This window comes from Polaribacter sp. Hel1_33_78, assembly GCF_900106075.1.
Taxonomy (GTDB): domain Bacteria; phylum Bacteroidota; class Bacteroidia; order Flavobacteriales; family Flavobacteriaceae; genus Polaribacter.
Map to the genome: position 1 here is coordinate 2,705,200 of NZ_LT629794.1, position 13,489 is coordinate 2,718,688.

General features: G+C 30.8%; 13 protein-coding genes. 8 read left to right on the top strand and 5 right to left on the bottom strand.

Annotated elements, in window-relative coordinates:
• Positions 1 to 22: 22 nt before the first annotated feature.
• Entirely contained in the window at positions 23 to 511 is a 489-nt protein-coding gene (locus BLT88_RS11720; RefSeq protein WP_091954913.1) for a hypothetical protein, read from the bottom strand.
• Between the two features lie 698 nt (positions 512 to 1,209).
• Between BLT88_RS11720 and BLT88_RS11730 the strand changes: the two genes are divergently transcribed.
• The 7 genes from BLT88_RS11730 (at position 1,210) to BLT88_RS11760 (ending at position 8,680) form a co-directional block, all read left to right on the top strand.
• A complete protein-coding gene (locus BLT88_RS11730; RefSeq protein WP_091954918.1) occupies positions 1,210 to 1,878 on the top strand; it encodes a BON domain-containing protein in 669 nt (222 codons plus the stop codon).
• Positions 1,879 to 2,496: 618 nt separating this feature from the next.
• Positions 2,497 to 3,525, top strand: a complete 1,029-nt coding sequence (locus BLT88_RS11735) for a S1C family serine protease (RefSeq protein ID WP_091954919.1) — start codon at positions 2,497 to 2,499, stop codon at positions 3,523 to 3,525.
• 350 nt (positions 3,526 to 3,875) lie between these two features.
• Positions 3,876 to 4,715, top strand: coding sequence for an AraC family transcriptional regulator (locus BLT88_RS11740; protein WP_091954921.1), 840 nt, complete (start codon positions 3,876 to 3,878; stop codon positions 4,713 to 4,715).
• A gap of 87 nt (positions 4,716 to 4,802) precedes the next feature.
• Positions 4,803 to 5,360 carry a YbhB/YbcL family Raf kinase inhibitor-like protein gene (locus tag BLT88_RS11745; RefSeq protein WP_036783478.1) on the top strand — a complete coding sequence of 186 codons (558 nt, stop codon included), beginning with the start codon at positions 4,803 to 4,805 and terminating at the stop codon, positions 5,358 to 5,360.
• Between the two features lie 180 nt (positions 5,361 to 5,540).
• Positions 5,541 to 6,260 carry a 3-ketoacyl-ACP reductase gene (locus tag BLT88_RS11750; RefSeq protein ID WP_091954923.1) on the top strand — a complete coding sequence of 240 codons (720 nt, stop codon included), beginning with the start codon at positions 5,541 to 5,543 and terminating at the stop codon, positions 6,258 to 6,260.
• A gap of 244 nt (positions 6,261 to 6,504) precedes the next feature.
• Positions 6,505 to 8,013: an NAD(P)H-hydrate dehydratase gene (locus tag BLT88_RS11755; RefSeq protein WP_091954926.1), complete on the top strand. Its 1,509-nt coding sequence runs from the start codon at positions 6,505 to 6,507 to the stop codon at positions 8,011 to 8,013.
• A 235-nt stretch (positions 8,014 to 8,248) separates the two neighbouring features.
• Positions 8,249 to 8,680, top strand: coding sequence for a hypothetical protein (locus BLT88_RS11760; RefSeq protein WP_091954928.1), 432 nt, complete (start codon positions 8,249 to 8,251; stop codon positions 8,678 to 8,680).
• Between the two features lie 220 nt (positions 8,681 to 8,900).
• Here the strand turns inward: BLT88_RS11760 and BLT88_RS11765 are convergent, their stop codons facing one another.
• Complete coding sequence (locus tag BLT88_RS11765) at positions 8,901 to 9,287, bottom strand: nucleoside triphosphate pyrophosphohydrolase family protein (RefSeq protein WP_091954931.1); 387 nt, start codon at positions 9,285 to 9,287, stop codon at positions 8,901 to 8,903.
• 133 nt (positions 9,288 to 9,420) lie between these two features.
• Entirely contained in the window at positions 9,421 to 10,149 is a 729-nt protein-coding gene (locus tag BLT88_RS11770; protein ID WP_091954932.1) for an SDR family NAD(P)-dependent oxidoreductase, read from the bottom strand.
• Between the two features lie 98 nt (positions 10,150 to 10,247).
• Here BLT88_RS11770 and BLT88_RS11775 point away from each other — a divergent pair, with 98 nt between their 5' ends.
• Positions 10,248 to 10,454: a hypothetical protein gene (locus tag BLT88_RS11775; RefSeq protein WP_091954934.1), complete on the top strand. Its 207-nt coding sequence runs from the start codon at positions 10,248 to 10,250 to the stop codon at positions 10,452 to 10,454.
• Here BLT88_RS11775 and BLT88_RS11780 read toward each other — a convergent pair.
• Together BLT88_RS11780 and BLT88_RS11785 are read right to left on the bottom strand one after the other, a co-directional pair.
• Positions 10,451 to 11,374, bottom strand: coding sequence for an ion channel (locus BLT88_RS11780; protein ID WP_091954936.1), 924 nt, complete (start codon positions 11,372 to 11,374; stop codon positions 10,451 to 10,453). The two genes, BLT88_RS11775 and BLT88_RS11780, sit on opposite strands and share 4 nt — an antisense overlap.
• A 63-nt stretch (positions 11,375 to 11,437) precedes the next feature.
• Positions 11,438 to 13,468, bottom strand: coding sequence for a dihydrofolate reductase (locus BLT88_RS11785; RefSeq protein WP_091954938.1), 2,031 nt, complete (start codon positions 13,466 to 13,468; stop codon positions 11,438 to 11,440).
• Between the last annotated feature and the right edge of the window lie 21 nt (positions 13,469 to 13,489).

Consider the following 13,489-nt stretch of genomic DNA (forward strand, 5'->3'; position numbering starts at 1 on the left):
AATTGAATTTTATTGTGCTCGATTAGTTTTTATCTCTGGACTCCATTAATCCTGGATAAAACTTCTTTAGGAAGGCATTTCGTTCAGCATCCATTCTTTTAATCATTTTCTCCAACTCAGAATGTTGAGTTTGCCATTTTCTGAAGAAATAATCATCTTTAAAAAAATTACTCATAAAAAGGGAATCCTTTTTAGGGAAAAAGGAGAAGTCTTCATTCCATTTAAATGGCACATTTTTATCAAAATACCCTTGAAAAGAATTCATAATACTGTCTAAATTAACTTGAAGAGAGTCGCCCTTAACATTTGAATACGACCAAGAATAAATAGAATCATACTTTATAAGATTTCCAAATTTGTCATATTCTTTATGTACATCCCACTTTTCTTTGGGTGTAACAATCGTTTTATCTTTTTTCTGTTGATTATTGTCCGCTTGCCGTTCTTCTTTTTTTTGGCTACTGCAGCCAATTATAGCTAATACCAATAGCAGGTTTATTATTTTTTTCATTTCGATATGGTTTTCAATTTAACAATTACTTCATTTTCGTTTAAGCTACTTAATTCCTTCTACTTCTTGTATTGCTTTGCGAACTTGATCTTCTTCGATTTGTATTAGTATTTCTGTGATAATTAGAAATATTATCTCCTCTATAATTTTTTATGCGAACAAATCTACTACGATTGAGATTGATAGTTCTATAACGGGAAGGCAATACTTTAACTGATAACCAAACTCCATTATTTAAATAAATATAACTGCGAAGTGATAAATCGTAATAAATCATATGATCAGGGAAATAGACATACCTAACTGCCTCCACCCTATTTGGATAGAACCAAGATGGCGGAGCTGTTTCTAAGCTAGAAGAAAGAACTACAGGTCCACAACTTTCCAATAAAAACATACATGTAAATAACAAAAGTACTAGAAGATATTTTCTCTTTTTCATCTGAATCTATTTGTTATCAAATGGTTAAATGAAATTGTTACATATTCACATAATTGTGACTCTTCATTTTATCATCTAATATATTTATATACAAAGGAAGTATATGAAAAAAGAAAACAAAATGACTTAGGTCATTAAACTAATAAAATTAAAAATGTTAAAAAATACATCAACTGATACAGATCATTTTCAACACCTTACACTAAAGATACATTTGAAAGACATTAATAAATGTTCAATTAAAATTATATAAATCATGAAAACAGATGCAGAGATTAAAGACGATGTACTAGACGAATTAGCGTGGCAACCCAATATCGATGAAACTCAAATTGGAGTTATTGTTGAAGACGGTGTAGTAACCCTAAGTGGTGTGGTTAATAATTACTCCAAAAAACTAGCAGCAGAAGAAGCAGTAAAAAGTGTTGAAGGGGTAAAAGCCGTAGCTGAGGATATCGAAGTTATTTACGGAATTAATTACAAAAAAACAGATAAAGAAATTGCAAAAGCAGTTGTAAGTGCTTTTGAATGGAACTCTTCTGTTCCGGAAGATGATATCGCCATAAAGGTTCAAAATGGCTGGGTTTATTTATCGGGTGAAGTACAATGGATGTTCCAAAAAAATGCTGCAAGAAACGCTATTAAGAACTTATTGGGCGTAAAAGGTGTAAGTAATTCTATTAAATTAGAAAATAATATTGAACCCGTAGAAGTAAAAAATAGAATCAAAAAAGCATTTCATAGAATGGCAACCATTGATTCAAATGCTATTATTCTTGAAACTCATGGTCATACTGTAACATTACGTGGAAAAGTACATTCTATTAAAGAGAAAGAAGAAGCAGAAACAGCTGCATATAATGCCCCAGGAGTTTACAATGTTAAAAACGAACTTCAAATACACTATAGTATAGAATATGCATAGAAGTTATTGTGACTTCTCAAAATTTTATCATAATAACCCTTATTTCATTAATGAAGTTAGGGTTATTGTTTACAATAAAGTTATCCTCAAAAAATATTATAACTAAAACTTAATTTGTTCTTTGAATTTGAATTTGATACTTAAATAAAAAAACACATCAATTGACATCAGTCATTTTATAAACTGAAATGCAATCGTATTTTAGCTGCATAATTAACAACTGAAGCGTTCTTTGAAAAATATAAACATAGATTGTGATAGCGCAAAACCTCTAAAGTATCCTAAGTCTTTTTAGCCATTTTTTTTATGCATACTTCGTAATAAATTTGTAAATAAAAACTATACGTGGCCAAAAAGTGATATCATACTTTTTTTTTAAAAATTGGAACATCCTGGTGCTCTAGCATTGACAATATTGGTTTTAGTTGCTGAAAAGTAAGTAAGATTGTTATGCTGGGATTGACATAAATTTTAGTCAAAATTCATTTGTTTTTTATATTCTAGCAATAGAATTTTTAAAAAATTGAATTAATGATTTAAATTAATCTCAACATAGGAAACAAGAATCTCTGGCTTCCCAATTCTATTTTAAGAAACTTTTCTTAAAAAATAATAAATATGATGAAAGTACTAGTCTCTCTTTTTTATTTTTTTATTACATTTATTGGTATCGCACAAAACTTGGCAGACTGCTATGAAAGCGTTAAATCTTCAGTAGTAGTTATAAATGTATTAAGTGTATCTCCAAAGACAACAAAAAACAAACTAACATTGGTCGCTAAATCTTTACAAGGATCTGGTGTTTTAATTTCTGAAAAAGGAATAATCTGGACCGCATCCCATATCGTACAAGCTGCAGAATTGGTGAAAGTAGAGTTTTTAAATGGAGCTATTTACGAAGCCGAAGTATTAACCAACAATCCTTTAGCTGACATAGCATTAATAAAGATTAAAGGAAATTTTATTTTAAAAGATGTAAAAGTAGCTAAAATTGGAAATTCTGATATGCTTAGAATAGGTGAGGATATTTTTATCCTTGGAGCACCATATGGTCTCAAACAATCTATATCAAAAGGGATATTAAGCGGAAGACATATTCATAAGGGTTTTAGTGATGATTTTTATAACATTGAATTTCTTCAAACCGATGCTGCTATAAACCATGGTAGCTCAGGTGGTCCTATGTTTAATATTAAAGGAGAAGTAGTTGGAATCACTAATAGCATTTACACTTTATCAGGTGGATTTAATGGAATAGGTTTCGCCGTATCATCCAATACAGCGAAAAAATTACTGAAGGAAGAACCTACCATTTGGACAGGTATGGAATCTATAATCATTACTGGAAATATAGCCAAGGTACTCAATGTTCCAAAAGAATCAGGATTATTGATTCTCAACTTATCTTCTAAAGGAATGGCTAATAAAATAGGCCTTCGCGCAGGTACTATAGATGCAACTATTGATGGGTTAGAGATCATAATTGGAGGGGATATTATATTAGATTTTGCAGGAACTGATTTTAGCACATTTGATTTTCGAAGTAAAATAAAGAAAAAGTTAAAAGAGTATGATAAAGGAGATGTGATTCCAATAACCATTTTAAGAAATGGTAAGATTTTAATTATTGAATTTGAGAAGGAATAAACTGTAAAACCAAAATAATATTTTACTTTTAACTTTGTAGCACAAAACAACCTATATTCCATTCAATATACTGAACTTCATAATACTTATAATCTTGCCTTGTATTGATTTAAAAACCTATATAACGTGTCATTCAATAAAAATACACCTAATGATTTAAACTTACTTTGTCTTTCGAAATCACTTTTCTTCTAGAATCCCTATTTATAAATTCCTCTTTTTAAAACTAGAATATATAGTTCTTCGTGTAACCAGAAAATCTTGCGCATTTCTCTCTGGTTCAATTTCTTTTATTAATTTAGTGCTAACCAAAACAGCAATCCAAACACATTAAATATGAACAAAAGGCAATGAAGACAATTACTTTACCCGACGATTTAAATTTGAACTCTACGCTGTCTATTGAGGTTTATGATTATGAAAGTACTCAAGAAATCTCAAAACAAGAAATCGTACTCAATAAAAACACGTTTAGTTTTCTTCAAGAGGGAACAAAGGAAGTGTTTTTTGACAATTCTTCATATGCAATTAATAACTCTCAATTTCTATTGATGAAGTCAGGCCATTGCTTAATGACAGAAAAACTTTCTAATGTTCAAGAATATTATAAAAGTATTCTATTGTTCTTCTCTAATGAAGCCGTATTAAAATTTATACGGAAATTTGAGCTTCGTCCAACAGGCTCAAACGTATTCTATTCTACGTATTCATTCAATTATGACTCATTTATAAAAAGATTTTCAAATAGTCTTTTAGACATCTCTAAACTTTCTAAATCGATTCAAAAACATATTTTAGATGCTAAGTTTGAGGAAATAATGCTCTACCTCATTGAATTTAATGGGGTCGATTTTTTGTATTCCTTAATTAGTGATGGTGATAATCAAAACCAAAAATTTATCCAGACCATTGAGAGTAATCAATTAAATAAACTTACCATAAAAGAACTTTCTTTTTTATCAAATATGAGTGTGTCAACATTCAAAAGAGAGTTTGAAAAACATTTTCACAATTCACCAAGTAAATGGTTTCAAGAGAAAAGACTTGAGCATGCTGCCTTCCTTTTAAAAAATAAATCGAAGCGATCCTCAGATATTTTTGAGGAAATTGGCTATGAAAACTTATCAAATTTCATTCAAGCATTTAAAGTGAAATTTGGAATGACCCCAAAACAATATCAATCAAATTGAACTTTTATCACTACTTTTTGAACTGAATCAAACACAACATCTTCTATGATCCTTCCTATCTTTATCCTATAATTAAAACCAAATATCATGAAGAAATCAAATATTATTTTAGCAGTATTAATTGCCTTTTCAAGTTCAATATTCAGTCAAAGTACATTTACTTTGTCTAGTACTGATTTAGGTGGAGAAGCAACAATCACGGAAGAATTTAACGGCTTTGGCTGTACAGGAAAAAATCAATCTCCACAGTTATCTTGGAAAAATGCTCCAGAAGGAACTAAAAGTTTCGCAGTAACAATGTACGACCCAGATGCTCCTACTGGAAGTGGATGGTGGCATTGGGTAGTATTTGATATTCCGTCAAACACAACCGAATTAGCATCTGGCGCAGGAAATATGGAACTGAACTTAACACCTGAAGGTGTTATTCAAAGTATCACGGATTATGGAATGAATGGATACGGCGGACCTTGTCCTCCTGAAGGCCATGGTTTACACCAATATATCATTACAGTACATGCCTTAAAAACAGATAAACTGGGACTAGACGAAAAAACTAATCCTGCAGTAGTTGGATATTACCTTTGGAATAACACATTAGCAAAAGCAAGTATCGTCTCTTACTATAAAAGAACAAAAAAATAAAAACGGCCTTTAACGACCAATATAAAAATAGCTAATGAAGCGCAAGTAATCAACGCTTGCGCTTTTTTAATATACTTATACTTCAGAAAATAGTACAGCTTCTAAATACTACTTTACTATTTTAAACACGGAACAAATAATTTCATAAATACTGATCCTTAAAAATAATATAAAACGCAAATGAAAGATTTAAAAAGTAGAAAAGCAATAATTACCGGAGGTGGCAGAGGACTTGGAAAGGCGACTGCCATTGCATTTGCAAAAGAAGGAATTGACATCGCTATAACTGGCAGAAATGAAGCCGTTTTGAAAGAAACAGTTTCTGAATTAGAGACGTTTGAAATCCAGGCTATATATACTGTCTTTGATGTAAGTAATTATGAGGAAGTTAAAAGAGGTATTAAAAGTATTTTAGATTCCTTAGGCTCGGTTGATATTTTAGTCAATAACGCAGGAATTGCAGCTTTTGGGACTTTTAACGAAATGGAAGTTAGCGAATGGAGTCAAATTATTCAAACCAACCTTATGGGCATGTATTATGTAACTAAAGAAATTTTACCATACTTAATAAATCAAAATAAAGGTGATATTATTAATGTTTCATCGACAGCAGGATTAAATGGAAATGCAAACACCTCTGCGTATTCAGCATCAAAATTTGCAGTTATTGGAATGTCTGAATCCTTGATGAAAGAGGTTCGTAAAAATAATATTAGAGTTTGTACTTTAACACCAAGCACCATTGTATCGGACATGTCAATTGAACTTGGCATTGCTAATAAAGGTTCTGAAGATAGTGTTTTACAACCTGAAGATTTTGCAGAATTAATAGTTGCTGGTTTAAAACTTCCAAGAAGAGCAATGCTTAAAAGTGCCGCTTTATGGTCTACAAATCCGTAATCCATTCGTAAATCTAAAAAAAGTTTGAAGCCAAACATATAAGAAAGAAAAAGTAAGCACTAAACTAAACATTTAGTACTTTTTTTTATTTTTATTTAAAAATAAAAAATAAAAACCTTTTAATTCTGTTAATAACCTAAGAGTAACTAATTGGTAGTCATAAAATAGTGAGAAAGTATCTGGATAATTATTTTTTATTGACCAGAAAGAAAAACATATTTTCGGAACAAAGCATTTCAAAAAAATGAAAATATTCAGTACAAAACAAATAAAATCTTGGGATACGTTTACGATCGAGCGCGAACGCATTACTTCTTTAGAATTGATGGAACGTGCTTCTAATGTTTTTGTAGGTTGGTTTATCAAACAGTTTCCAAATAAAACGACTCCAATTTATATCTTTTGTGGAAATGGTAATAATGGCGGTGACGGTTTTGTAATCAGTCGACTCCTGCATCAAGAATCATACAAAGTTAATGTCATAGCGCAAGCACTGCCTATTAAAAGATCTAAGGATAATGAAGCAAATCTTAATGCCATCCATAAGATTAGTGATCTTAAAATTTTAACAGTGTCAAATAGTGACGATTTTCCATCCATTGAAAACGATTCTATTGTTGTAGATGCTCTTTTTGGAACTGGTCTCAAAAGCGAACTACGTGGTTTCTTTAAAAATTTAGTCCGTTTTTTAAATAAGTTGAATGTAATCCGAGTAGCCGTTGACATTCCTTCTGGACTCTCTGGAGATGCGTCTTCAACAGGCGTCATCTTCAATGCCAATTACACTTTCTCTTTTGAACAACCCAAATTAGCCTTTATGTTCCCTGAAAATCATAAATATGTTGGGGAATGGTTTGCAAAAACGATTCATCTTTCGGAAGAATACTATTTTAGCGAAAGTTCTGACAGCTATCTTTTAACGCCTCAAGTAGCATTATCGCATTATAAAAAAAGAAAAAAATTTGAGCATAAAGGAAATTTTGGACATGCTCTTTTAATTATGGGCAGTAGAGGGAAGATTGGTGCTGCCGTCCTTTCAACTTTTGCTTGCTTGAAATCAGGATGTGGATTAGCAACCGTTTATACACCATCTTGCGGCTATGAAATTTTACAGACGAGTATTCCCGAAGCCATGGTAATTACAGATAATAACGATTCTTATATTAGCAGTTTTCCTAAAACTGATATATATAACGCTATTGGCATTGGATGTGGACTGGGTTTGGCAACTGAAACTGAAAAGGCCTTTGGTAAATTATTGCAAAATTCAAAGCAACCATTAGTGTTGGATGCAGATGCCTTAAACATTATAGCCATGAATCCAAATATGTTAACTAAAATACCAAAAGACTCAATTTTAACACCTCATCCGAAAGAGTTCGAAAGATTGTTTGGAAAAACTTCTAATGATTTTGAAAGAAATATACTTCAAAAGCAAAAAGCTATGAAGCTAAAATGTTTTATTTTACTGAAAGGCGCACATAGCTGTATCGCTACACCAGAAGGAATATGTTATTACAATTCAACTGGAAATTCTGGAATGGCAACAGCAGGAAGCGGAGATGTGCTTACCGGAATTATTACCGGCTTATTAGCCCAAGGGTACTCATCTAAAGCTGCAGTTTGTTTGGGGGTATATTTACATGGATTGGCTGGTGATTTGGGTGCGCAAGAATTAGGACAAGAATCGCTAATAGCAAGGGATATCATAAAACATTTTCCCAAGGCTTTTATAAAATTAATTCAGCAATAGTTTACACCTTTAAAGCTACTTTAAACTGACCAAAGTCATTATATATTTTAAAGTATCTATTTAAATTTGACTTTCAGTAACTATTGTGTATAATTTGACGCAACCAAATGGAAATTTATGCATCTAATAAGTATTATGATTTTAGTAATAATTGCTTACCGACCTGATGAAAATGATATCCATAATTGGGAAACCATTGAAAGAGGCGAAATAAAAATTTAAAACCTGTATAATAATGTCTATGAAAAATTATTATTTAATTTTAACCAAAAACTTTCTCGGGATTGGATATCTACTATTATTTTTAATTGGATTCTTTATCAATGATTTAAATTTATATCATATTGGAGGTGGTGGAATGTTCATTTTTATGGTTGTGATGACCATCAGTCAATCAAAAAAATTATTTTTATTTCTTTTTATGGCCTCAATTGGATGTATCGTTGCATTTTTTGCTTCAAAGTGGTGGCTTGGACTCTTTTGGGTTAGTTCACTTTATTCAGCTGAACAGTTATTTGGAGTTAGTCCATTATTGAAAAATAAGAAAAAATTAATAGAGGGAATCTCTAAGAAAACAACTATCAGGGATAACATAGAACTCTCCGAAATTCTATTTTTCATAGCACTAATAATTGCACCGTATGTATTCGTAAACCATATACATTAGAAAAGACAAAAACAATAAGAGCATCCATCAAATCGTTTTTTACTGAGTCCTTAGAACCATAGAGAAAAAATATCCGTAAAGGAAATAACTCTCGAATTAAGACTTCAGAAAAACATTAAGCTCTCTTTTAACTATATAACATCGACTAGGATCTGTGAAATATCAACCTAAAAATTAATTTTAAACTGTAACCATATTTTTAGGGCAATATCTCATAGACCTAAGCCTCTAAAATATCCGATATATTTGGTTTAAAGTAATTTGGTCCTTTTAAAACTTTACCATCTTCTCTATAAATTGGTTCACCATCTTCACCCAATTTACTCATATTACTTCTTTGTATTTCATTAAAAACGGCTTCAATTTTTTCTTGCATTCCATGCTCTATTATAGTTCCACATAAAATGTACAACATGTCTCCTAGCGCATCTGCAACTTCAACTAAATCATTGTTATTCGCAGCTTCTAAATATTCTTCATTTTCTTCACGCATTAACTTATAGCGTAATAAGTTTCTATCTTCTCCAATATGGGCAATCGGTGAATTGTTCATATTCAATTTAAAAGCGGTATGAAATTTAGTTACTGCTGTTATTTTGTTTTTCATTTTTAGTTTGTTTTTATATATTTTAGTTATTATTTGGAGAAAAGACAGAATTACTACAACTCAAATTTATTTTATTATTAAATCTCTAAATTTTTCGAAATAATATTTTTACTACAATTTGTTCTCGATAATTTTAGAGTACTTTTTTTAATATCCAAGCGGGCGCTAATTTTAAAATCCAAGCAATTAATTGCCATCGTTTAGATATATAAGCAACTCTTTTTTTGTTTTTAATAGCGACATAAATTTGTTTTACTGCTTTCTCTAAAGGAACCAACCAAAATACACCGTCTTCTAAAGTCACAGCCATATCTGTCGCTACAAATCCTGGTCTAATTTCTGTGATAAAAACCTTCTTCGATTTAATTGACTTCGTTTTGATATACAAACTCTCTAAATATGCTTTTTGATATGCTTTAGATGCAAAATAAACTGGCGCAGAGCGATTTCCTCGAATAGAAGCTATCGATGAAATACCCACTAAGTGTCCAAATTGTTGTTTTTTAAATAGATTATAACTTAAAGTATATACTCTTGTAACTCCTAAAACATTGGTATTTATACTTTGCGCTTCTTTATCCCACTCAAACTTAGGATTTATATGAACAACTCCTGAAGATTGAATAACTAAATCTATTGTTTCGAATTCTTCTACAATCTCATTGAAAATTTTTTCGACCTCTTTTACATTTTGAATGTCATTTTGCTTTACTAAAACTTGATTTGGATATTCATTTTTTAATGCTGTTAACTTCTCTAATCTTCTTCCTGTGATTGCTACGTTATAACCTTCATTTAATAAAATTTTGGCTATAGATTTCCCAATACCAGAAGTTGCTCCAAAAACGATGACGTTCTTCATTTAATTTGTAATTTTGCAACATACAAGATATAGAAACTTTATGAAAAACTGAACCTTCATGAAATCTAATATTTTAAAACTTATAAAGAATTAAAACTATGTTTTTGAGTGCATTTTTTTCTACGGGTAGAATTATTTTTATCATTTTATTTGTGATTGGTTTTGGAGGTGCTATAGCTTGGAGCTATCGAAAAGACATCAAAAATCATGAACGTTATTATAAAAGTGCTGGCAAAAAAGTAGCTATTTATGGGGGATTGATTATTGCTGTTTTTCTTGCGATTAGAATTTTGTTTGGTAATTAAACATCCATTTTCTCTACTTCACTCAATTTATTATGATCTAAAACAGTATAACCTTCATCATCGAAACTAGAGGAAGGAACATATTTTACATCCATCATTAAATCACTAAAATGGTAGTTATAAATTTGATATACTTTTTGCGAAAATGATTCTTCATGATAGTTTATGAGCAAATATAAATGCGCATCTAAGTTTTTAATTTCTTCTTTAGAATATTTAAACAACGGACTTTTATCATCAATTTCATGCACTACCGTCCAAATTGTTGGCAAGTACATAATTTTATTTCGTTCTAAACTTAGTGTATAAAAATTACGTTTAAACTCTCCATTTTTATCTTTTTCAGAAATAGATAAGGTTACCGTAATTTCGGGTTCAATCATTACGGTTTCTCTGCTATTCATTAATCGAAACATTAAAGCTTTATTTTCTTTAAAATCTCTTATAATAAGGTTTTTACTGAATTTTAAAGAAGCTTTAGGTTTTGAAAAACGACCATATAATAACCCCGTAATAAATGAAAAACTTAACAAACCAATCATAGCTTCAAAAGCGGCAATTAAGTTGGCCATAATTCCTTTTGGTGCAATTCCACCATAACCAACAGTCGTTAGTGTTTGTGCACTAAAGAAAAATCCGTTTAAGAAATCTGCAAAAAAAGTACCTCTTGTTTTAGTTATTTCTTCAATACCAATTGCAACATACAGCAATCCAAAAAAGACATTAAAAAGTGTATATGAAAGGATAATTAACAAGAAAAAATGAAACCAAGAAATATCAACAAAGAAGGTATATAAATCGTTTATATTTCTTTTTCTATTCATGTGACTTACATTACTACTGCCGTCATCATTCATAATACTCTGTGCATTCTCCCGAGTGCTGTAACCAATACCTGGGTCTTTTGTTTTTCTTGCCATTCTGTAAAAATACAAAAACCGACTCTTCTCAGAATCGGTTTTTGAAATTGTATGTTTTTTGTTTTAATTCTCCGTTCCTAAAAAATTATAATTTTTAGAGTAGAATAACATCTGCTCCTCAAAAGTCTTTGGTTGCGTTACAACAATATCCAAAATAGATTCGTTTTCATCCAACTTTGTAGCTAAAACAGGATTTACAAAACCACTATATGGTGCCGAAGTAAATTGTTCATTTCTCTTAATTACTTCTTTATGAATCTGCTGATCTACTTTTACTCCGTAACCTTCTACTAATTTTTTAGCGGCTTCAAAATCTCCCTCAGATTTTATACGTTGAGTTTCACGTAATAATTTACCAAAAATTTCTCTTAACTTTTCGTAATTAGTAATATTGAAGTAAGTCTTGTTATTCTCTTTTACGATTTTTTCTATCACATTTTCTTTTTCACCTTGTTCAAACGCCCAAGCAGAGACCCATTGGCGATTCACCATATGATCTTCTTCGATTTCATCACCTAAATTAATTCTTATTAACTGTGTCATTAAACCATTTCTGATGTATCCATCATACGCAGCCATTCCTAGCTCTTTATAATTATCGGTTAAACCTAACTCTTGTAATTTTGGATCCATTAAATAATACAAACCAACTAAATCTGCACGTCCTTCTTCCATGGTAGAAGCATAATTTTGAAGTGTTTCTTTAGGTTGACCGACACCATCATTTATTTGACCAGAGGCATGCCCAACAACCTCATGCAAAGCTGTATGTAGCTTGTCAGAAATTTGACCATATTTTTCTTCTAATCTTATCTCCTCATCATCATGAGCAAATTCTTTTAAACGTCCTGTGCCACCTGCATTGTTGTATGCGCCTATAATGTTACCAAGAGAAACCGATTTAGAACCATGTTGTTGCCTTATCCAATTATTGTTTGGCAAATTCACGCCAATTGGTGTACTTGGAGATGCATCTCCTGCTTCACTTGCAACATTCACAGTTTTATAAGAAACACCTACTACATTTTCTTTTTTATGAGTTGGATCTAATGGGGCATTATCTTCAAACCACTGTGCATTATCCGATAAAACTTTCATTTTACGGGACATATCAAAATCTTTAATTTGAACAACAGTTTCATAAGAACCTCTGTAACCTTTTGGGTCGTTATAGACTTCAATAAAACCGTTAATCCAATCTATATTCCCTTCAATAGATGTTACCCAAGCAATGCAATATTTATCCCAAGTATCTAAACTACCTGTTTTATAATAATCAATTAACAAACTTAGAGCATTTGCTTGTTTATCGTTTTCTGCTACTCCTTTTGCTTTTTCTAACCAAATAATAATATTATCAATCGCAGCTCCATACATTCCTCCAGATTTCCAAACTTTTTCAAGTAACTTTCCGTTCTCTCTCACTAATTTAGAGTTTAAACCTGCTTCAACTGGCATTCCTTTAGGACCTTTGTATGCTGTTTTATAGAAATCAACAACATCTTTATCCGTAATATCTGGTGCATAAAAATTTATTGCTGATGACAAAACGTTGTCATTTCCAGATTTTTTGTTTACTTTTTTCGTATCTGCATCGTTAAATAATACTTCAATAATATCTGCAGATAATTCTGAATTAGAATTTTTCAACAATTCGCTTACAAAATATTCCTTTGTAAATTCTGGCTTAATTTTATCATTAGAATAGTGATGATGAATTCCGTTTGAGAACCAAACTCTTTTTAAATATGTTTTAAAGAATTTAAAATTTTCACTTTCTCTATCTCCTTTATAGTTTTGATTGACACTTTCTAGAGCTTTTCTAATACTTAAATTATAGCGGTAATTTTGATCCCACATAATATCTCTACCTGCTAAACCTGCTTGCGTTAAATAATACACAAGTTTTTTTTCTTTTAAGGTAAGTTCTTCAAAACCGGGTATTTGGTAACGTAATACTTTGATATCTGCAAATTGCTCTACAAAATGATTAAATTCAGTTTCCGCTTTTACAGTTTTCTGGTTATTTTCTGATTTACAAGAAATCAATAAGGCAGCTAGTAAAAACGTGTAAATTATATGTTTTATTTTCATTTTATTAAATTTATAATTGAT

Bases quoted from the DNA above. Each gene is read 5' to 3' on its own strand.
- BLT88_RS11785 (WP_091954938.1), bottom strand. From the start codon at position 13,468: ATGAAAATAAAACATATAATTTACACGTTTTTACTAGCTGCCTTATTG.
- BLT88_RS11775 (WP_091954934.1), top strand. From the start codon at position 10,248: ATGTTTTTGAGTGCATTTTTTTCTACGGGTAGAATTATTTTTATCATT.
- BLT88_RS11755 (WP_091954926.1), top strand. From the start codon at position 6,505: ATGAAAATATTCAGTACAAAACAAATAAAATCTTGGGATACGTTTACG.
- BLT88_RS11780 (WP_091954936.1), bottom strand. From the start codon at position 11,374: ATGGCAAGAAAAACAAAAGACCCAGGTATTGGTTACAGCACTCGGGAG.
- BLT88_RS11765 (WP_091954931.1), bottom strand. From the start codon at position 9,287: ATGAAAAACAAAATAACAGCAGTAACTAAATTTCATACCGCTTTTAAA.
- BLT88_RS11745 (WP_036783478.1), top strand. From the start codon at position 4,803: ATGAAGAAATCAAATATTATTTTAGCAGTATTAATTGCCTTTTCAAGT.
- BLT88_RS11760 (WP_091954928.1), top strand. From the start codon at position 8,249: ATGTCTATGAAAAATTATTATTTAATTTTAACCAAAAACTTTCTCGGG.
- BLT88_RS11735 (WP_091954919.1), top strand. From the start codon at position 2,497: ATGATGAAAGTACTAGTCTCTCTTTTTTATTTTTTTATTACATTTATT.
- BLT88_RS11720 (WP_091954913.1), bottom strand. From the start codon at position 511: ATGAAAAAAATAATAAACCTGCTATTGGTATTAGCTATAATTGGCTGC.
- BLT88_RS11730 (WP_091954918.1), top strand. From the start codon at position 1,210: ATGAAAACAGATGCAGAGATTAAAGACGATGTACTAGACGAATTAGCG.
- BLT88_RS11750 (WP_091954923.1), top strand. From the start codon at position 5,541: ATGAAAGATTTAAAAAGTAGAAAAGCAATAATTACCGGAGGTGGCAGA.
- BLT88_RS11770 (WP_091954932.1), bottom strand. From the start codon at position 10,149: ATGAAGAACGTCATCGTTTTTGGAGCAACTTCTGGTATTGGGAAATCT.
- BLT88_RS11740 (WP_091954921.1), top strand. From the start codon at position 3,876: ATGAAGACAATTACTTTACCCGACGATTTAAATTTGAACTCTACGCTG.